The organism is Microbacterium gawkjiense, from assembly GCF_031932225.1.
GTDB lineage: Bacteria > Actinomycetota > Actinomycetes > Actinomycetales > Microbacteriaceae > Microbacterium > Microbacterium gawkjiense.
In genome coordinates, this window is the sequence record NZ_JAUZVV010000001.1 from 1443418 (window position 1) to 1461129 (window position 17712).

The following is a 17712-nucleotide window of genomic DNA, read 5'->3' on the forward strand; positions in this document are numbered from 1 at the left end:
GACCTCGTCCGGCTCAGCGAGGCGGTGCGAAGGCGATCGTCGGGCGTCCGGCCTCGACCGTGACGCGGCAGCGGACGCCGTAGACCTCCTCGATGAGGCCGTCCGTGAGGACGTCGGCCGGTGCCCCGGCGGCGACGGCGCGACCGGCCGCCATGACGAGCACCTCGTCGCAGAACATCGCCGCGAGGTTGAGGTCGTGGAGGGCCACGACGACGGTGACGGGCAGGCTCCGCACGAGGCTCAGCAGCTCGAGCTGGTGGCGGATGTCGAGGTGATTGGTCGGCTCGTCGAGCAGCAGCTCGCGGGGTTCCTGCGCGAGTGCGCGGGCGATCTGGGCGCGCTGCTGCTCGCCGCCCGACAGGGTGTGCCACCGGGCATCCGTCTTCTCGCTCAGACCCGCCTGCGCGATCGCCGCGTCGACGATCTCGTCGTCCCGTGCCCCGCCCGCACCCCACAGCGAGACGTGCGGCGTGCGGCCGAGGCGGACGACGTCGCGCACCGTCAGGTCGACCTCGGTCGTCGCGTGCTGGGTCACGGCAGCGACGGTCCGCGCCACCTCGCGACGCCCGCGATGCCGGATGTCGGAGCCGTCGAGGAGGACGCGTCCCTGGTCGGGCCTCGCGAATCCCTGCAAGAGGCGCAGGAGCGACGACTTGCCCGATCCGTTGGGGCCGAGGAGGCCCACGACGGACCCGGGCTTCGGCGCGAGCGAGACGTCGTCGACGACGAGCGTGCCGCCGCGGCGCCACGACACGTGCTCCGCGAGGAGGCTCATGCGCGCCTCCGACGTCGGACGAGGAGGGCGACGAAGACCGGGACCCCGATCAGTGCGGTGCCGACCCCCACCGGGAGCGGTGTCGGTGCGAACGCGACGCGGGACACGGCATCCACCGCGATCATGAACACCATGCCGAGACCGATCGTCACGGGGATCACGCGGGCGTGACGCGAGCCGACGAGCAGCCGCGCGGCGTGCGGCAGGACGAGACCGACGAACCCGATCGCTCCCGCGACGCTGACGAGGGTCGCGGCGATCAGCGCGGTCAGGACGAGCAGCAGCATCCGTGTCCGTGCGACGTGGATGCCGAGGGATGCCGCCACGTCGTCGCCGAACGCGAAGGCGTCGAGCGGACGCACCGAGGCGACCGCGACGACGGCGCCGACCAGGACGACGGCGGCGCAGAGGACGACGTCGTCCCAGCGGACGCCCTCGAGCGAACCGAGCAGCCAGAACATGACGCCGCGCGTCTCGTCGGAGTCGGCGAAGGCGAACACGGCGAGCGACGTGAGGGCGGAGAAGAACTGGGTCGCGGCGATGCCCGCCAGGATGAACGAGGCGGTGCCGCCGCCGGTGAAGCGCGAGACGACCAGGACGAGCCCGAACGCGACGAGCGCGCCGAGGAACGCGCCGCCCGAGAGGGTGAGCACGCCGCCGCCGATCCCGAACACGCCGAACAGGACCGCGCCGGTCGAGGCGCCGGACGAGACGCCGAGGACGAACGGATCGGCGAGGGGGTTCCGCAGCAGTGACTGCAGGATGACACCGCAGAGCCCGAGGCCCGCACCGCAGGCCGCGGCCACGAGCGCACGGGGGAGGCGCTCCTGCCAGACGATCGCGTCGGCGGCGACGCGCACCGGGATGTCGGTGAGGCCGAGATGGTTCGTGATCACGTCGCGGACGTTCACGAGCGACACGTTCGCCGGTCCGAGGGTCAATGCGACGGCGATCGTGAGGACGACGAGGCCGACCGAGAGCGCGGTGGCGACGACGGTGAGCGGGATGCGGCGGGCCCGGCGACCGGGCAGCGCCGCGGTGGCGGTCAGCGCCCCGCCTCGTTCTCGTCCCACCAGGTGCGGATCTTCGCGAGACCGTCGACGAAGCGGATCGACGGGTTCATCTCGGCCCCGTGCAACGCGATGAAGCGCTTGTACTTCACGGCGTCGAGCGAGCGCGTGACCGGGTCGCTCTCGAGGAAGGCGATCTTGTCGTCCAGACGGTCGCCGGGGAAGCGGTCGCGCTGCAGGTCGCCGAGGACGATGACGTCGGGGTCGGCCTCGACGATCGCCTCCCAGGACGTGGCCGGCCAATCGTCGGTCTGGTCAGCGAACGCCCCCGACATGCCGGTGTCCCGCGCGAGGATCGCCGGGGCGCCCATCCCGCCGGCGACGTACGGCGTGCGGGTGTCGGCGAACCAGAACACGACCTTCTCGCCGCCGAAATCGACCCCCTCGACGGCCGCTGCCGCGCGCTTCTTCAGTGAGGCGATGAGTGCGTCTCCCCGAGAGGGGACGTCGAAGATCTCGGCCAGCTCTCGGATCTCGCGGTAGAGGTCGTCGACCGTGAGGGGGGCGGTGCGCGTCCCGCCGGCGTTGACGCTCCGGTCGTCGGAGCAATCGGTCGGCGACAGGTACGAGCCGATCCCGGTCTCGTCGAGCCGGTCGCGCGTCACGACCCCGCCCTCGGCGAAGTGGCGCCCGAACGAGGCCGTGACGAAGTCCGGGTCGGCGCCGAGCACGACCTCGTACGTCGGGGCGTTGTCGGACAGACGCGGCACCTCTTCGTTCGCCTCGGCGAGTGAGGGGAGCACAGGATCGGTCCACGACGCGGTGCCGACGATGCGATCAGCGAGACCGAGCGACAGGAGGATCTCCGTCGAGTTCTGATCGAGCGAGACGACCCGCTGCGGCGCCTCGTCGACCTCGACCGCCCGCCCGCAGTTCTCGATCGTCAGCGGATACGCGGTCGATCGCTCGCCGGTCGCGGCGGCCTTCTGCGTCACGACCTCGGAGGCGCCGCACCCCGACAGGGCGAGGGCGGCGGCGGTCAGCGTAGCGAGCAGGGCGGAGCGGCGGGGGAAGGGCATCGATGGTCTCTCGTCGGGGCCGGGGACGTCGATGAGCGATCGTAGCAAGGTAAGGCTTACCTTCCCGAATCCAGCGCTCCGCCTCTCGCCGTCATTCTGCCCGCGGCGTAACGCTGTCAAGGCCTCGAGGACCCGGCAGGCGGCGGGAGTAGCGTCGTCGGCATGGTCAACTATCGATTCCTGGGCAACAGCGGCCTCAAGATCACCGAACTCACCTACGGCAACTGGCTCACCCACGGCTCGCAGGTCGAGAACGACGCGGCGATCGCAACGGTCCACAAGGCCCTCGACCTCGGCATCACCTCGTTCGACACCGCCGACGCCTACGCGAACACGGCGGCCGAGTCCGTCCTCGCCGAGGCGCTGAAGGGTCAGCGCCGCGAATCCCTCGAAATCTTCACGAAGGTCTACTGGCCGACCGGTCCCAAGGGGCCGAACGACCACGGTCTGTCGCGCAAGCACCTGCTCGAGGGCATCAACGGTTCGCTGAAGCGGTTGAACACCGACTACGTCGACCTCTACCAGGCGCACCGCTACGACTACGAGACCCCGCTCGAGGAGACGATGCAGGCCTTCGCCGACATCGTCCGTCAGGGCAAGGCGCTCTACATCGGCGTCAGCGAGTGGACCGCCGAGCAGCTGCGCGCCGGGCACGCGCTGGCGAAGGAGCTCGGCTTCCAGCTCATCTCGAACCAGCCGCAGTACTCCGCGCTGTGGCGGGTCATCGAGGGCAAGGTCGTCCCGACCTCTGCGGAGCTCGGCATCTCGCAGATCGTGTGGTCGCCGCTGGCGCAGGGCGTCCTGACGGGCAAGTACCAGCCCGGCCAGCCGGCGCCCGAAGGCTCGCGCGCGACGGACGAGAAGGGCGGATCCGACATGATCAAGCGCTTCATGAAGGACGAGACCCTCACCGCGGTGCAGAAGCTGCAGCCGATCGCCGAGGGCGCGGGCATCACGATGCCGCAGCTCGCCCTCGCGTGGGTGCTGCACAACCCGAACATCGCCGCGGCGATCATCGGGGCGTCGCGTCCCGAGCAGCTCGAGGACACCGTGAAGGCCTCGGGGATCGAGCTCGACGACGACACGTACGCCGCGATCAACGAGGCGCTGGCGCCGGTGGCGGTCACCGACCCGGAGGAGACGTACTCCGTCTCGCCGAAGTCCCGTCTGATCTGACGAGCGCCGCCCGTTCGTGGTCACGCAGAGCGCCGGCATCCTGCTCTACCGTCTCGACGGTGGGGGCGGGGTGTCGGCGTTCGTCGCTCACATGGGCGGGCCGTACTGGGCGTCGAAGGACGAGGGTGCCTGGTCGGTCCCGAAGGGTGAACTCGAGGACGGCGAAGAGACGTTGGATGCCGCGAAGCGCGAGTTCCGCGAGGAGCTCGGCGTCGCCCCTCCCGAGGCCGACTACGCCGAGCTCGGCACGTTCGCGTACTCGTCGGGCAAGCGGGTGACGGTGTTCGTCGCCGACGGTGCGGGCTTCGAGGCGGAGGGGTTCGTGTTCGGCGAGTTCGAGATGGAGTGGCCGCCGCGATCGGGCCGGACGGCATCCTTCCCCGAGGTCGACCGCGCCGAATGGATGCCGCTGGATCGCGCGCGCGAGCGGGTCGTGAAGGGGCAGCGGCCGGCGTTCGACCGCCTGGCCGAACTGCTGAGCGCCGCGGACACCTGACGGCCGCGGCAACAACCGCGGAGCATTCGCGGGGGTCGCGGGTCGGAACCGGTTGCTGAGCTCGACCTCGGCGAAGACTCCGCGGTCCGTGCCCGCACCGGCGCGCGGGTCAGCGCTTCTTCTTCGGCGCCTCGGACACGTCGAGCCTCTCGTGCAGGCCGCCGAGCGACGACCACGCCGATTCTTTGCCGGATGCCGCGTGCTCGGCGCCGCGCACGGCGCGCTCGTCGGCCCACTCGTTGAGGACGTGACCGCGGTGTCCGCGGACGTGTTCGAGGACCACGTCGGGAAGGCCCGCGGCGCGGCGAGCGTCGCGCGCGGTGATCAGCTGCTCGAGCAGGTCGACGTTCTTCGTGGGCGCGCCGGTGGACGTCTTCCAGCCGCGGCGGCGGTGACCGTCCATCCATTTCTCGTACGTGTCGATGGCGTACTTGGAGTCGGCCTGCACGACGAGCTCGCGGACATCCGCATGGTCCTCGATCGCCTTGAGGAGGCCCATCAGCTCGCCGACGTTGTTCGTGCCCTGGATGATCGAGCCCGCCGCCCAGTGGCCGTCCTCACCGACCCACGCCCAGCCCGTCGGTCCGGGATTGCCCTTGCAGGCGCCGTCGGTGGCCACGACATAGCGGGAGGATTCTGTCACCCGACCACGCTACCCGCGCGCGGCGCAGTGGCCGCGCGCGGGTCGGGGATCACGGGCGGAGGAGAACCTTGCCGACGCGGCCGGCGGTCAGGCTCGCACGGGCGGCGTCGCGCGCCTGCTCGAGCGGGAACGTCGCCGACACCGGCAGGGTCAGGACGCCGGAAGAGAGGTGCTGGGCGAGTTCGCCGAAGAGCCGGCCGCGCTTGGCGGCATCCATCTCGGTGCTCACCTTGCTTCCCCAGAAGCCCTTGATCGTGATGTGGCGGAAGATGACCGGGCCCGACGCGAGCTGCATGACGGGAGCGTCCATCGCGCCGAAGACGACGAGGGTGGCGTTCTCGCCGAGGAGCGAGAGGACGTGACCGCTCGACTCGCCGCCGACGGAGTCGACGCCGGCGATGATGGGGGCGCCTCCGGTGATCTCGGCGACCTTGTCGCGCCAGTCGTCGGTGTCGACGGCGACGACGCGGTCGATGCCCTGCTCGGCGAGCTCGGTGACGGCGGCGCTGCGGCGGACGAGGCCGAGGATGTTGAGGCCGCGGGCGCGACCCATCTGCGCGACCATGCGGCCGACGGCGCCGTTCGCGGCGTTCTGTACGATCCAGTCGCCCGGCTTCACGTCGAGGAAGTCGATGAGGCTGATGGCGCTGAACGGCATGGAGACGAGCTGAGCGGCCTGGTCGTCGGGAAGGCCCTCGGGAACGGGGATGAGAGTCGCGGCGCGGGCGATGAACTGCTCGGCCCACACGCCGAAGGTGCCGCCGGTGGCGATGCGCTGGCCGACCTGCAGGTTCTCGACGCCCTCACCGAGCTCCTCGACGACACCGACGGCCTCGGTGCCCGAACGGGCGGGGAGTTCCGGCTTGAAGCCGTAGGTGCCGCGGATGGTCCACAGGTCGTGGTTGTGGATCGGCGAGGCGAGCAGCCGCACCCGGACCTCTCCCGCACCGGGGGTGGGGTCGGGGAGCTCCGTGGTCTCGAGGACGTCGGCCGGTTCGCCGAAGACGGGGTGGGTGACTGCGCGCATGTTTTCCTCCAAGGCGTCATTTTGTAACGATCGGTCTAATATAGTACCGACGGCTGAGAGGGGCATCCATGGGACGCACGGCGACATTCGACCGCGATGACGTCGTCCGCGCTGCGCGCGACGTCTTCTGGGCGCGCGGGTACGCCGAGACCGGTGTGGCGGAACTCGAAGCGGCGACGGGGCTCAAGCGCTCGAGCCTGTACCACGCGTTCGGCAGCAAGAAGGGTCTATTCGAGGCCGTCGTCGCGCGGTACCTCGACGAGGTTGTGCGCTCCCGCATCGGCCGGCTGCAGCGATCGGATGCCGGTCCCGACGCGCTCGAGCACTACGTCGCCGAGATGCGGCGCGCGATCGCGAGCGGAACGCCGCGGGCCCAGGCGGGATGCCTGCTGCTCAACGCCGCATGCGCGCCCGTCGTCGACGACGACCCCGACGTGCGCGCGCTCGTCACGGCGTACACCGATGAGCTCCGTGCCGCGATCGCCGCGGGTGTGGATTCCGCGCGGCCGGAGATCTCGGCAGCCTCGCGCGCGGCTCTCTCGGAGGTCTGTGCGTCGCTGGTGATCGCCGCGCTCGCCGTGGCGAGGGTGGATCCGGATGCCGCTGATCGCAGCCTCGGCGTGGTCCTCACCGCTGTCGCGTCGTGGGATGTCGGCCTGACGCCTGTGTATACATAAGGCGGGGATCTACTCCTGCAACGCCTCCACCCAGGCCCACTGTGCATACACTGAGATCATGACGGATGCACCCGCGCGGTACGCCGGGGTCCGCGCGTACGAGACGCTGCTGCGCGAGATCCAGGACGGGACGCTGCCTCCCGGGGCCGTTCTGGCCGAGGTCGAGCAGGCCGCACGACTCGGCGTGAGCCGGACACCGCTCCGCGAGGCACTCCGCCGACTCGCCGCCGACGGGCTCGTCGAGCAGGCGTCCCCGCGGGTCACCGTCGTCGCCGGCATCGACGCCTCCGATATCGAGGCCCTGTTCGCCGTGCGCCGCGCGCTCGAGGAGACCGCGGCCCGGTTGGCGGCCCGAGCGGGCGGTCGCTCCGTCTTCGCTGCGCTCGCCGCCGAGTTCGCAGCGACGCAGGCGTCGGGCGGAGCGGCATCCGACGCCGACGCCTACTACGCGCTCATCGCCCGCTTCGACGCCGAACTCGACGCCGCCGTCCGCAACGACTACCTCACCTCGGCGCTGCGCACCGTCCGCACTCACCTCGTGCGCGTGCGGCGCCTGGCTCGCGACAACCCCGAACGCCTCGCCGCCTCGGTCGCCGAGCACCGCCTCATCGCGGGCGCGATCGCCGCCGGTGACGGCGACCTCGCCGCCCACGCGACGCACGTGCACCTGCACAACGCGCTCGCCTCGATCCTCGACTCCCTGTCCGACACCCCGGAGGAACCGTCATGACCGTCACCCACCACGTCCGCGTCTACCGCAGCGACGAGCCGCTGCCCCGCGAGGAGCAGCTCGCCCACAAGATCGCGCAGGTCGCCGTCGATCCGGTCCCCGTCGAGGACGACGTCGTCGACATGATCGTGAACCGGGTCATCGACAACGCGGCGGTGGCCGCGGCATCCCTCACCCGTCGTCCCGTCAGCGCAGCCCGTTCGCAGGCGCTGTCGCACCCGGTGTCGACGGGCGGCTACGGCGGCACGGTGTTCGGCGTGCCGAACGAGACGCGCACGAGCCCGGAGTGGGCGGCGTGGGCCAACGGCGTCGCCGTCCGCGAACTCGACTACCACGACACGTTCCTGGCGGCGGAGTACTCGCACCCGGGCGACAACATCCCCGCGATCCTCGCGGTCGCGCAGCACGTCGGCGCCGACGGGGCAGCCCTGGTCCGCGGGCTCGCGACCGGGTACGAGATCCAGGTCGACCTCGTCCGGGCGATCAGCCTGCACAAGCACAAGATCGATCACGTCGCGCACCTCGGCCCGTCGGCCGCCGCCGGCATCGGAACCCTCCTCGGCCTCGATGTCGACACGATCTCCCAGGCCGTCGCGCAGGCACTTCACACCACGACTGCGACGCGTCAATCGCGGAAGGGCGAGATCTCGACGTGGAAGGCGCACGCCCCCGCCTTCGCCGGGAAGATGGCGGTCGAAGCCGTCGACCGCGCGATGCGCGGCGAGACCTCGCCGTCGCCGATCTACGAGGGTGAGGACGGCGTCATCGCCTGGCTCCTCGACGGCAAGGACGCCGCCTACGAGGTGCCGCTCCCCGCCGCCGGCGAGCCGAAGCGCGGCATCCTCGACACGTACACGAAGGAGCACTCGGCCGAGTACCAGGCGCAGGCGTGGATCGACCTCGCCCGCAAGCTCGGCACCGAGCGGCCCGAACTCCGCGACCCGGCCAACATCGCCTCGATTGTCCTGCACACGAGCCACCACACGCACTACGTGATCGGCTCGGGCGCCGGCGACCCGCAGAAGTACGACCCCGCGGCATCCCGCGAGACGCTCGACCACTCGATCCCGTACATCTACGCGGTCGCGCTGCAGGACGGCGGATGGCACCACGTCGACTCGTACACGCCCGAGCGCGCCGGCCGCCCCGACACGGTGGCTCTATGGCACAAGGTGACGACCGCCGAGGATGCCGAGTGGACGCGCCGCTACCACTCGGAAGACCCAGCCGAGAAGGCGTTCGGCGGTCGCGTCGAGATCACCCTCGCCGACGGCTCCACCGTCGTCGACGAGATCGCCGTGGCCGACGCTCACCCGCTGGGGGCGAGGCCGTTCGCCCGCGAGGACTACATCCGCAAGTTCCGGCTGCTGGCCGAGCCCGTGCTCGAGCCCGCCGAGATCGAGCGGTTCCTCGCGCTCGTGCAGCGCCTGCCCGAGCTGACGCCCGACGAGGTGCGGCAGCTCGACATCGTCGCGGCGCCCGGCGTCCTCGAGACCGCACCCGCGCCGACGGGACTGTTCTGATGGAGAGCATCGTCGGCCGCGCGTTCGGTATCCAGTCCCTCCGCTCGCGAGTGCGGTCCGACGCCGGGCACGAACCGCGCGATTCCGCGGCACCCGCCCGGGGCGGCGACGCGTCGGGACGGACCACCGAACATCCCCGCGCCGAGAGGAGTGCCTGCTGATGCTGTACGCGCAGACGCCGGCGCACGAGAAGCGCCGCCTGTTCCGGGAGCGGCTCGCCTCGGGGGAGCTGCTGCGGTTCCCCGGCGCCTTCAACCCGCTGTCGGCCCGGCTCATCGAGCGCAAGGGGTTCGAGGGCGTGTACATCTCGGGCGCCGTCCTTTCGGCCGACCTGGGACTGCCCGACATCGGCCTGACGACGCTCACCGAGGTCGCCGCGCGCGGGCAGCAGATCGCCCGGACGACCGAGCTGCCCGCGATCATCGACGCCGACACGGGCTTCGGTGAGCCGATGAACGTGGCGCGGACGATCCAGACCCTCGAGGACGCCGGCATCGCCGGTGCGCACATCGAGGACCAGGTCAACCCCAAGCGCTGCGGCCACCTCGACGGCAAGGCGGTCGTCGACGAGGACACGGCGCTCAAGCGCATCCGCGCCGCGGTCGACGCACGCCGCGACCCGAACTTCCTCGTGATGGCGCGCACCGACATCCGCGCCGTCGAAGGACTGGATGCCGCGACCGACCGCGCGCGCAAGCTGGTGGACGCGGGCGCCGATGCGATCTTCCCCGAGGCCATGCGCACCCTCGAGGAGTTCGCGGCGGTGCGCGAGGCGGTCGACGTGCCGATCCTCGCGAACATGACCGAGTTCGGCAAGAGCGACCTGTTCACGGTCGACCAGCTGCGGGACGTCGGGGTGAACATCGTCATCTGGCCGGTGTCGCTCCTGCGGATGGCGATGGGCGCGGCCGAGCGTGCGCTCGATACGCTGATCGACGACGGGCACCTCACGTCCCGGCTCGGCGAGATGCAGCACCGCGCCGACCTGTACGACCTCATCGACTACGAGTCGTACAACCACTTCGACACGAACGTCTTCACCTTCCGGATCGACCGCTGACGGTCGAGGAACAGGAGCGAGCATGACCGACCCCGACATCAAGAAGGGTCTCGCCGGCGTCTACGCCGACACGACCTCGATCAGCAAGGTCAACCCCGAGACGAACTCGCTGCTCTACCGCGGCTACCCCGTGCAGGAGCTCGCCGCGACGCAGTCGTTCGAGGCGGTCGCCTACCTGCTGTGGCACGGCGAGCTGCCGACGGCCGACCAGCTCGCCGAGCTGCAGGCGGTCGAGCGCGCGAACCGCGCGCTGCCCGCCGACATCCGCTCCTTCATCGACGCGATGCCGGTCTCGGCGCATCCGATGGACGAGGCCCGGACGGTCGTGAGCGTGCTCGGGGCGTTCGAGACCGCGGGGATCGCGAACGTGTTGGATGCCGCGGGCACCCCGGCCGAGAACCTGGACCGCAGCATCCGCCTCTTCGCGATCCTGCCCGCCGTCGTCGCGTACGGCCAGCGACGCCGCCGCGGCGAGGAGATCGTCGAGCCGCGCGAGGACCTCGGGTACGCCGCGAACTTCCTCTGGATGACCTTCGGCGAGGAGCCCGACGAGGTCGTCGTCGACGCCTTCAACCGCTCGATGATCCTCTACGCCGAGCACTCGTTCAACGCCTCGACCTTCACGGCGCGCGTGATCGCCTCGACCCTCAGCGACCTGTACTCCTCGGTCGTGGGTGCGATCGGTGCCCTCAAGGGACCGCTGCACGGCGGTGCGAACGAGGCCGTCATGCACATCTTCGACGAGATCGGAACCGCCGACGCGGTCGTGCCGTGGCTCGACGAGGCCCTCGCCGCCAAGCGCAAGATCATGGGCTTCGGGCACCGCGTCTACAAGCGCGGCGACTCCCGCGTGCCGACGATGAAGGCCGCGCTCGACGCGCTCGTCGCGCACTACGACCGCCGGGACGTCGCGGAGCTGTACGAGACGCTCGAGTCCGAGTTCGTCTCGCGCAAGGGCATCTACCCGAACCTCGACTACCCGTCGGGCCCGGCGTACAGCCTGATCGGCTTCGACACCCTGACCTTCACGCCGCTGTTCATCGCGGCGCGGATCACGGGGTGGACGGCGCACATCATGGAGCAGCAGGCATCCAACGCCCTCATCCGTCCCCTGTCCGCCTACGACGGCGCGGCCGAGCGGCACATCGACGGCTACGTTCCGGATGCCGCCGAGGTCGAGGCGCTGGAGCGGCCGGAGGAGGCCGCGGGGTGACCTCTGCCGAGCGCATCGCGATCGTCGCCGGCGCGCGCACCCCGGTCGGCCGGTTCGACGGCGCGTTCCGCGACACCCCGGCCCACGAGCTGGGCGCGCAGGCGGTGACGGCGGCGCTCGGTCGATCGGGAGTCGACCCGCAGCGGGTGGGCGAGGTCGTGATCGGCACGATCGGTCAGGTCGCGGGCGACGCCTACATCGCGCGCCGCATCGCGCTGGCGGCGGGCCTCGCCGACGACACCCCTGCGTTCACGGTGAACCGGCTGTGCGGGTCGGGTCTGCAGTCGATCTGGTCGGCCGCGCAGGAGCTGCGCTGGGGCGGGATCGACGTCGCCGTCGCGGGCGGCGCCGAGAACATGACGCGGATGCCGTTCTACGACATGGACGCCCGGTCGGGGGCGACGCTCGGCCACCGGCGCCTGCTCGACGGGACGCTCGCCATGCTCACCGACCCCTTCAGCGGGAAGCACATGGGGACGACGGCCGAGACGGTAGCCGAGCGGTTCGGTGTGACGCGCGAGGAGCAGGACGCGTATGCGGTCGAGTCGCAACGACGCGCAGCGACGGATGCCGCCCGCGCGGCGTTCGCGCAGGAGATCGCCCCGACGACCACCACCGGACGCCGGCCGGTCGAGGTGACCGCCGACGAGCATCCGCGACCCGACACGACCCTCGAGGCGCTCGCCCGGCTGCGACCGGCGTTCACGACGGACGGGACGGTCACCCCGGGGAACGCCTCGGGCATCAACGACGGCGCCGCCGCGACCGTGCTCATGCGCGAGTCCGACGTGCGGGCCGAGGGGCTGTCCGCGCTGGCCACGATCGAGGCGGTCACGACCGCCGCGCTCGACCCCGCGATCATGGGGTACGCCCCGACGCTCGCGCTGAAGAAGCTCTTCGCGCAGACGGGGCTGACCCCGGCCGACATCGCGACCGTCGAGCTGAACGAGGCGTTCGCGTCCCAGGTGATCGCCGTCATGCGGGACACCGGGCTCGATCCCGAGCGGACGAACCCGTACGGCGGTGCGATCGCGCTCGGTCACCCGGTCGGGGCGACCGGGACGATCCTCACGGTCCGGGCGGCGCTGACCCTGCAGCGCACGGGTGCGGAGTACGCCGTGGTCACGATGTGCATCGGCGGCGGCCAGGCGCTCGCCGCGCTGCTGCGTCGCTGGGACGGCTGAGCGCGGCGAGCACCTGACTGGGGGTCAGGCCCGCTGCCGGCGGCGGACCACCAGGACGGCGCCCAGTGCGAGCAGGACGCCGGCTCCGCCGAGGAGCGCGACGAGCGGAGCGGCGTCGCCACCCGTGCTCGCGAGGCTCCCCGCGAGGACGACCGTGATCGGGACCCTGATGTCGTCCTCGCCCGCCGTGCTCAGCACGAGGGTGTGCGCACCGGTCGCGAAGTCGCCCGGGACAGTGACGGTGAACGCCAGGCGCCCCTCGGCATCCGCCGCGGGGATCCCGTCGATCACGAGCGGGTCGCTGAACAGCGTCGCGCCGACCCGCTGCCCCGGCGTGAGCCCCGTCAGCTCGACGCGGAACGAGTCGCCCTGCTCGACCGTCGTCGCGCTAAGTGTGACGGTCGCCCACGGGGTGTCCTCACCGGGCTCGCCGGGTTCACCGGGCTCGGTCGGTTCCGTCGGCTCGCCGGGATCGGTCGGCTGCGCCACCTTCACGGCGCGGCCGAGCGGCGCCGGGTCGACGACGTCGCGCGCGGCGAAGTAATCGACCGTAGCCGCGAGGTCGATCCGACCGGTATCGGTGGGGGTGGTGCCCTCGGCGAAGGCCGAGAAGCCGTCACCGCCGACGGCCAGGAACGAGTTGGTCACGACCGTGACGACGTCATCGGGCTCGATCTCCTCACCCCGGTACGTCATCGAGACGATCTCTCCGGCGCGTCCGACGCTCTCGCCGGGGAGCGGCGCGACCTCGGTGTACTCGTACGAGAACCCCTCGGAGACCCCCAGGTGCAGCTTGGGGCGCTCGCCGTCGGCCTTCCACTGCTGCTCGAGGACGGCCTTCAGCTGCGCGCCCGTCAGCGGCACCGTCACGAGGGTGTTCGCGAACGGCTGCACGTCGGCCGCCTCGCGGTAGCTGACGACACCGTCCTCGCCGTAGAGCAGGTCGGCGCGGAGGCCGCCCGGGTTCATGAGGGCGATCTGCGCAGGCGTGCCGCTGTAGTCCTCGTTCGACGTGGCCCAGAGGTAGACGTCCGCGACCCCGTTGCCGAGCGAGGACTCGACGCCGCGGTCCGATCCCTCGGTGCCGCCGCGGAGGATGTCGCCGCTGATGCGACCGACCTCGGTCGCACCCTCCTCGTCAGCGAACGTGGTCGCGTCGGCGACGATCTCGGCGACCTCGGGATCGGCGGTGTACTCGCCCTCGGCGAGGACCTCGGTCGTGCCGGTGATCGACAGGAGCTCCTTGCTGGACCGCTCGACCTCGAGTGACAGGCGGCCCATCGCGGTGCCATACTGCGCGGCCTGGATTACGGGTCGGGTCTCGCCGTCGGGCCCGGCGACCTCGCACGCATAGGTCTGGTGGGTGTGCGCGGACACGATCGCGTCGATCTCGTCGGTGGCGCCGCGGACCAGCTTCCCGAAGTCGGACGGGTCGGATGCCACGACGCTGCAGTCGTCCGAGGTCGCCGTGCCCGAGTGGGTCAGCAGCACGGTGACATCGGCGAGGTCCTCGTCGGCGATGCGCGTCGCGACGCGGTTCGCCGCAGCGAGCTGGTCGCCGAACTCGATGTCGGCGATGCCATCGGGGCTCACCATCGTGGCCGTGTCCGTCGTGACCGTGCCGATGAACGCGACGCGGACGCCGTCGACGGTCTTCACGCTGTACTCGCGGAGCGCCGGGGTCGTCGTCCCCTTCTCGTAGACGTTCGCGCCGAGCGCGAGCTCGTCGCTGCCGTAACGCGGGATGACGCGGTCGGTGAGGTCGGCGAAGCCGCGGTCGAACTCGTGGTTGCCGACGGCCGAGACGTCGAGGCCCGCCGCGACGAGCGCGTCGATCGTGGGCTCGTCGTCCTGGATGAACGACGTGAAGGTCGAGGCGCCGATGTTGTCGCCGGCGGAGACGAACAGCGTGTTCGGGTTCTCGGCCTCGGCGGCGTCGACCGCACCCGCGAGGACGGCAGCGCCGACCTCGTCGCCGTTCGCCTCGATGCGCCCGTGGAAGTCGTTGATCGTCAGGATGTCGATGTCGATCGGGTCGAGGGCGTCCTCGATCGCGAACAGCGTCGTCGTCCCCGACACCTCGTTGCCGACGGCCAGCATCGGGATGCCGGTGGGCGAGGAGTCCGCCGGGATGAACGCGATGCTCTCGGGGCCGAGGTCTCCCGCGGTCTCGAGGTCGCCGCCGTCCTCGACCGACTGCGAGAAGTCGCGGTTGTTGACGTAGGTGACGAAGTCGGGGGATGCCGGGTCGGTGATGTCGTACGCGGCGATGCCGCCGACGCGCTCGAAGCCGATGAACGCGTAGGTGCGCCCGCTCAGCTCACCGATGACGACGCTCTCGGGCTCGGGACCCTTGTCGTCGCTGCGGCCTTCGAGGTTCGACTCGGAGTGGTTCGAGTTGAAGAACGCCGGGTCGGCGGCGGCGGTGATCTCCTCGAAGCCCGAGCCGGAATCCCAGACGAGCTCGCCGTCCGTGCTCCAGATCGAGAAGGAGCGGCCGCCGAATGCGTAGAGCTCCTCATAGCAGTCTCGCGCCTCGTCGAGGCCGTTCTCGATGGTGACGTTGAGGCGGCCGAGGTCGGCGTCACCGAGGGATGCCGCGGCCGGGCTGTCGTCGCAGACGGGGGCGAGCCCGTCGTCGCCGAGGTCCTTCACGCGCGCCGCTTCGGCGTAGTCGCCCCACTCGCGGGCGTCGCCCTCGTTGGCGGTGACGAGGTAGGTGGTGCCGCCCGCCGTGTAGGAGTCGATCGCGTCGGGCTGGTAGATGCCCTTGAGTCCCTCGTAGGTGCGCAGGTCGACCCTGTCGTCGCGGTCGCTGGGGTCGAGGGCGTTCGCTTCGAGGCTGTGGTCCTTGAACCCGAGGGCGTGGATGTCGGTGACGGTCGCCGAAGCGAGGTCGATCGTGGCGATCGCGTTCGCCTCCTGCAGGGTCGCGTAGGCCGTGCCGCCGTCGACGGTGAGGTACTCGGGCTCGAGGTTGCGGCTGACGGGGAGGTCGGCTTCCGGCGTCGGACCGAACACGCGGACGTCGGGGTCCAGCGCGCCGTCGGCCTCGAAGGCGTGGAAGTCGGCGATGCGGACGGCGCTCTGGTCGGGCGCGGTCTTGCCGGTGGGCAGCGCGACGACACCGACCGATCCTTCGGGGTCGCTGCTGAAGTCGTCGGCGGGCTCGCCCTCGTTGGCGACCACGGCGTAGGTGCCGTCCGCCGAGATGGTAACCATGTCGGGCAGGGAGCCGACCTGCACGGTGCCGAGCACAGCGGCGTCGGCGGTCGCGGCATCCGCGTCGAAGAAGACGAGGTGACCGGGCGCGGTCTTGTCAGTCGCCTCGATGGCGACGACGCCGAGGCCGTCCTCGCGGATCGCGACGGAGTTCGCGACGCCGTCGGAGGTGATCGAGAAGAGCTTGGTGGGCTGCGCGGGGTCGGATGCGTCGAGGACGTCGACCACGCCGGCCTCGGCGTTGACGACGAAGAGGCGGTCGCCGTGGGCGGCGACGATCTCGGCGGCCGAGGCGTCGAAGACGCCGGTCTCGTACGAACCGACGGGGGTGAGGCTGAGGGCGGCGCCCTCGGCGGAGGTGCGGACGGGGTCGGGCACGACGGCCGCTGTGGCCGAGGTGGCGGCGGCGACGGCGAGTGTGCAGGTCAGGGCGGTGACGGTGCCCAGCGCGAAGGCGCGTCGAGCGGTGCTGCGGAAGGCGTGCGAAGGCATCGGATTCCTCGTGGTCGGGGTGCTGCGCGAGGTGCGCTCCTCCGTCCTATCGGCGCCGGGTGTCCGGGGCGTGTCGCCGAGTGGCCGATGGGTGAACGGAGCGTGTCGGGCGGGTGGAGGCATCCGTCTGCGAGCATGTCGACATGACCGATTACGAGACCATCGTCACCGAGACGCGCGGACGCGTCGGGTGGATCACCCTCAACCGGCCCGACGCGCTGAACGCGCTGAACGCGCAGGTGATGCACGACCTGGTGGATGCCGCGGAGGCGTTCGACGCGGATGCCGGGATCGGCGCCATCGTCGTGACCGGCAGTGAGCGGGCGTTCGCGGCGGGAGCGGACATCAAGGAAATGGAGGCGCTCAGCGGCAGCGAGATGCTGCTCGCCGACCACTTCGGCAAGTGGTCGCGGTTCGCGGCGGTGCGGACGCCGACGATCGCCGCGGTGGCGGGTTACGCGCTGGGTGGTGGGTGCGAGCTGGCGATGATGTGCGACATCATCCTCGCGGCGGATTCGGCGAGGTTCGGTCAGCCCGAGATCAACCTGGGTGTGATCCCGGGGCTGGGTGGCACGCAGCGTCTCGTGCGGGCGATCGGGTCGTTCAAGGCGGCGGAGCTGGTGCTGACGGGGCGGCAGCTGACCGCCGAGGAGGCCGATCGTGCGGGGCTCGTGTCGCGTGTGGTCCCCGCGGCGGAGCTGCGGGAGGAGGCGCAGCGGACGGCCGAGACGATCGCGTCGAAGCCGTTGCCGGCGCTGTACGCGGCGACGGCCGCGTTGGACGTCGCGCTCGAGTCGACGCTGGCGGAGGGGTTGCGGTTCGAGCGGCAGGCGTTCGCCGGGCTGTTCGACACCGCCGACCAGAAGGAGGGCATGGCGGCCTTCCGTGAGAAGCGGGCGCCGGAGTTCGGCCACCGATGAGCGCCGTGCATCTCGTGCGGTCGGATGCGCTGGCGGCGGCGCCGTACGCGTACGCGTCGCGGGTGGAACCGGGGGCGGAGCTGATCTTCCTCGCGGGGGCCTGTCCGCTGGCGGACGACGGGTCGACGGTCGCGGTGGGGGATGTGGCGGGGCAGGCGCGGCGCTGTGTCGAGAACATGCTCGTCGCGCTGGTTGCTGCGGGTGCCGGGCTCGCGGACGTCGCCTCGACGCGGGTCCTCGTCGCGTCGTCGGAGCGGCGGGATCTGGTCGCGGCCTGGGAGGTCGTGCGCGCGGCGTTCGGTGAGCACGACGTGCCGAGCACCCTGATGGGGGTGGCCGCCCTGGGCTACGAGGACCAGTTGGTGGAGGTCGAGGTCGTCGCCGCGGTGCGTCGCGGCTGATCGGCGGATGCCGCGGTCGGGGTGGGTTCCCGCGCGGCACATCGTCGCGGTGGTCGCCGGCGATGTCGAGAGCGGCTGGGCGTG

Annotated in this window: 16 protein-coding genes; 10 read left to right on the top strand and 6 right to left on the bottom strand. The window is 71.3% G+C overall.

Features of this window, described 5'->3' with window-relative positions:
- Nucleotides 1–13: 13 nt before the first annotated feature.
- The 3 genes from Q9S71_RS07025 to Q9S71_RS07035 are packed head-to-tail and all read right to left on the bottom strand — an operon-like array spanning nt 14 to nt 2864.
- Nucleotides 14–775, bottom strand: coding sequence for an ABC transporter ATP-binding protein (locus tag Q9S71_RS07025; RefSeq protein ID WP_311861379.1), 762 nt, complete (start codon nt 773–775; stop codon nt 14–16).
- Nucleotides 772–1848 (bottom strand): FecCD family ABC transporter permease, encoded by a 1077-nt coding sequence (locus tag Q9S71_RS07030; protein WP_311861380.1) that lies wholly within the window; start codon nt 1846–1848, stop codon nt 772–774. Before Q9S71_RS07030 ends, Q9S71_RS07025 begins: the two co-directional genes overlap by 4 nt.
- Nucleotides 1821–2864 (bottom strand): ABC transporter substrate-binding protein, encoded by a 1044-nt coding sequence (locus Q9S71_RS07035; protein ID WP_311861381.1) that lies wholly within the window; start codon nt 2862–2864, stop codon nt 1821–1823. The genes Q9S71_RS07030 and Q9S71_RS07035 overlap by 28 nt, the downstream gene beginning before the upstream one ends.
- 162 nt (nt 2865–3026) lie before the next feature.
- Between Q9S71_RS07035 and Q9S71_RS07040 the strand changes: the two genes are divergently transcribed.
- Together Q9S71_RS07040 and Q9S71_RS07045 are read left to right on the top strand one after the other, a co-directional pair.
- Nucleotides 3027–4040: an aldo/keto reductase family protein gene (locus Q9S71_RS07040; RefSeq protein ID WP_217532468.1), complete on the top strand. Its 1014-nt coding sequence runs from the start codon at nt 3027–3029 to the stop codon at nt 4038–4040.
- Nucleotides 4041–4056: 16 nt separating this feature from the next.
- Nucleotides 4057–4536 (top strand): NUDIX hydrolase, encoded by a 480-nt coding sequence (locus Q9S71_RS07045; RefSeq protein WP_311861382.1) that lies wholly within the window; start codon nt 4057–4059, stop codon nt 4534–4536.
- A 109-nt stretch (nt 4537–4645) separates the two neighbouring features.
- Here Q9S71_RS07045 and Q9S71_RS07050 read toward each other — a convergent pair whose 3' ends face one another.
- Nucleotides 4646–5179: a ribonuclease H family protein gene (locus Q9S71_RS07050; RefSeq protein ID WP_217532471.1), complete on the bottom strand. Its 534-nt coding sequence runs from the start codon at nt 5177–5179 to the stop codon at nt 4646–4648.
- A gap of 49 nt (nt 5180–5228) precedes the next feature.
- Nucleotides 5229–6206 carry a zinc-binding dehydrogenase gene (locus Q9S71_RS07055; RefSeq protein WP_311861384.1) on the bottom strand — a complete coding sequence of 326 codons (978 nt, stop codon included), beginning with the start codon at nt 6204–6206 and terminating at the stop codon, nt 5229–5231.
- Between the two features lie 68 nt (nt 6207–6274).
- On the opposite strand from Q9S71_RS07055, the gene Q9S71_RS07060 reads away from it, so the two are divergent.
- The 6 genes from Q9S71_RS07060 to Q9S71_RS07085 all read left to right on the top strand — a co-directional run bounded on the left by Q9S71_RS07060 (nt 6275) and on the right by Q9S71_RS07085 (nt 12593).
- Complete coding sequence (locus Q9S71_RS07060; protein WP_311861385.1) at nt 6275–6883, top strand: TetR/AcrR family transcriptional regulator; 609 nt, start codon at nt 6275–6277, stop codon at nt 6881–6883.
- 58 nt (nt 6884–6941) lie between these two features.
- Complete coding sequence (locus tag Q9S71_RS07065; protein ID WP_311861386.1) at nt 6942–7613, top strand: GntR family transcriptional regulator; 672 nt, start codon at nt 6942–6944, stop codon at nt 7611–7613.
- Nucleotides 7610–9136, top strand: coding sequence for an MmgE/PrpD family protein (locus tag Q9S71_RS07070; protein ID WP_311861389.1), 1527 nt, complete (start codon nt 7610–7612; stop codon nt 9134–9136). The genes Q9S71_RS07065 and Q9S71_RS07070 overlap by 4 nt, the downstream gene beginning before the upstream one ends.
- Before the next feature lie 160 nt (nt 9137–9296).
- Entirely contained in the window at nt 9297–10196 is a 900-nt protein-coding gene (prpB, locus tag Q9S71_RS07075; protein ID WP_311861391.1) for a methylisocitrate lyase, read from the top strand.
- A gap of 22 nt (nt 10197–10218) precedes the next feature.
- On the top strand, nt 10219–11409 hold the full coding sequence (locus tag Q9S71_RS07080) for a bifunctional 2-methylcitrate synthase/citrate synthase (protein WP_311861393.1): 1191 nt from the start codon (nt 10219–10221) through the stop codon (nt 11407–11409).
- Nucleotides 11406–12593, top strand: a complete 1188-nt coding sequence (locus tag Q9S71_RS07085; protein WP_311861395.1) for a thiolase family protein — start codon at nt 11406–11408, stop codon at nt 12591–12593. The genes Q9S71_RS07080 and Q9S71_RS07085 overlap by 4 nt, the downstream gene beginning before the upstream one ends.
- A 24-nt stretch (nt 12594–12617) precedes the next feature.
- Here the strand turns inward: Q9S71_RS07085 and Q9S71_RS07090 are convergent, their stop codons facing one another.
- On the bottom strand, nt 12618–16307 hold the full coding sequence (locus Q9S71_RS07090; RefSeq protein ID WP_311861397.1) for a choice-of-anchor I family protein: 3690 nt from the start codon (nt 16305–16307) through the stop codon (nt 12618–12620).
- A 143-nt stretch (nt 16308–16450) separates the two neighbouring features.
- Here Q9S71_RS07090 and Q9S71_RS07095 point away from each other — a divergent pair, with 143 nt between their 5' ends.
- Nucleotides 16451–17227, top strand: a complete 777-nt coding sequence (locus Q9S71_RS07095; protein ID WP_311861399.1) for an enoyl-CoA hydratase-related protein — start codon at nt 16451–16453, stop codon at nt 17225–17227.
- Nucleotides 17224–17628 (top strand): RidA family protein, encoded by a 405-nt coding sequence (locus Q9S71_RS07100; protein WP_311861401.1) that lies wholly within the window; start codon nt 17224–17226, stop codon nt 17626–17628. Before Q9S71_RS07095 ends, Q9S71_RS07100 begins: the two co-directional genes overlap by 4 nt.
- Nucleotides 17629–17712: the final 84 nt, after the last annotated feature.

Coding starts and splice junctions, on each gene's coding strand:
- Q9S71_RS07025 (WP_311861379.1), bottom strand. CDS start 775: ATGAGCCTCCTCGCGGAGCACGTGTCGTGGCGCCGCGGCGGCACGCTC.
- Q9S71_RS07035 (WP_311861381.1), bottom strand. CDS start 2,864: ATGCCCTTCCCCCGCCGCTCCGCCCTGCTCGCTACGCTGACCGCCGCC.
- Q9S71_RS07040 (WP_217532468.1), top strand. CDS start 3,027: ATGGTCAACTATCGATTCCTGGGCAACAGCGGCCTCAAGATCACCGAA.
- Q9S71_RS07055 (WP_311861384.1), bottom strand. CDS start 6,206: ATGCGCGCAGTCACCCACCCCGTCTTCGGCGAACCGGCCGACGTCCTC.
- Q9S71_RS07060 (WP_311861385.1), top strand. CDS start 6,275: ATGGGACGCACGGCGACATTCGACCGCGATGACGTCGTCCGCGCTGCG.
- Q9S71_RS07065 (WP_311861386.1), top strand. CDS start 6,942: ATGACGGATGCACCCGCGCGGTACGCCGGGGTCCGCGCGTACGAGACG.
- Q9S71_RS07070 (WP_311861389.1), top strand. CDS start 7,610: ATGACCGTCACCCACCACGTCCGCGTCTACCGCAGCGACGAGCCGCTG.
- prpB (WP_311861391.1), top strand. CDS start 9,297: ATGCTGTACGCGCAGACGCCGGCGCACGAGAAGCGCCGCCTGTTCCGG.
- Q9S71_RS07080 (WP_311861393.1), top strand. CDS start 10,219: ATGACCGACCCCGACATCAAGAAGGGTCTCGCCGGCGTCTACGCCGAC.
- Q9S71_RS07090 (WP_311861397.1), bottom strand. CDS start 16,307: ATGCCTTCGCACGCCTTCCGCAGCACCGCTCGACGCGCCTTCGCGCTG.
- Q9S71_RS07095 (WP_311861399.1), top strand. CDS start 16,451: ATGACCGATTACGAGACCATCGTCACCGAGACGCGCGGACGCGTCGGG.
- Q9S71_RS07100 (WP_311861401.1), top strand. CDS start 17,224: ATGAGCGCCGTGCATCTCGTGCGGTCGGATGCGCTGGCGGCGGCGCCG.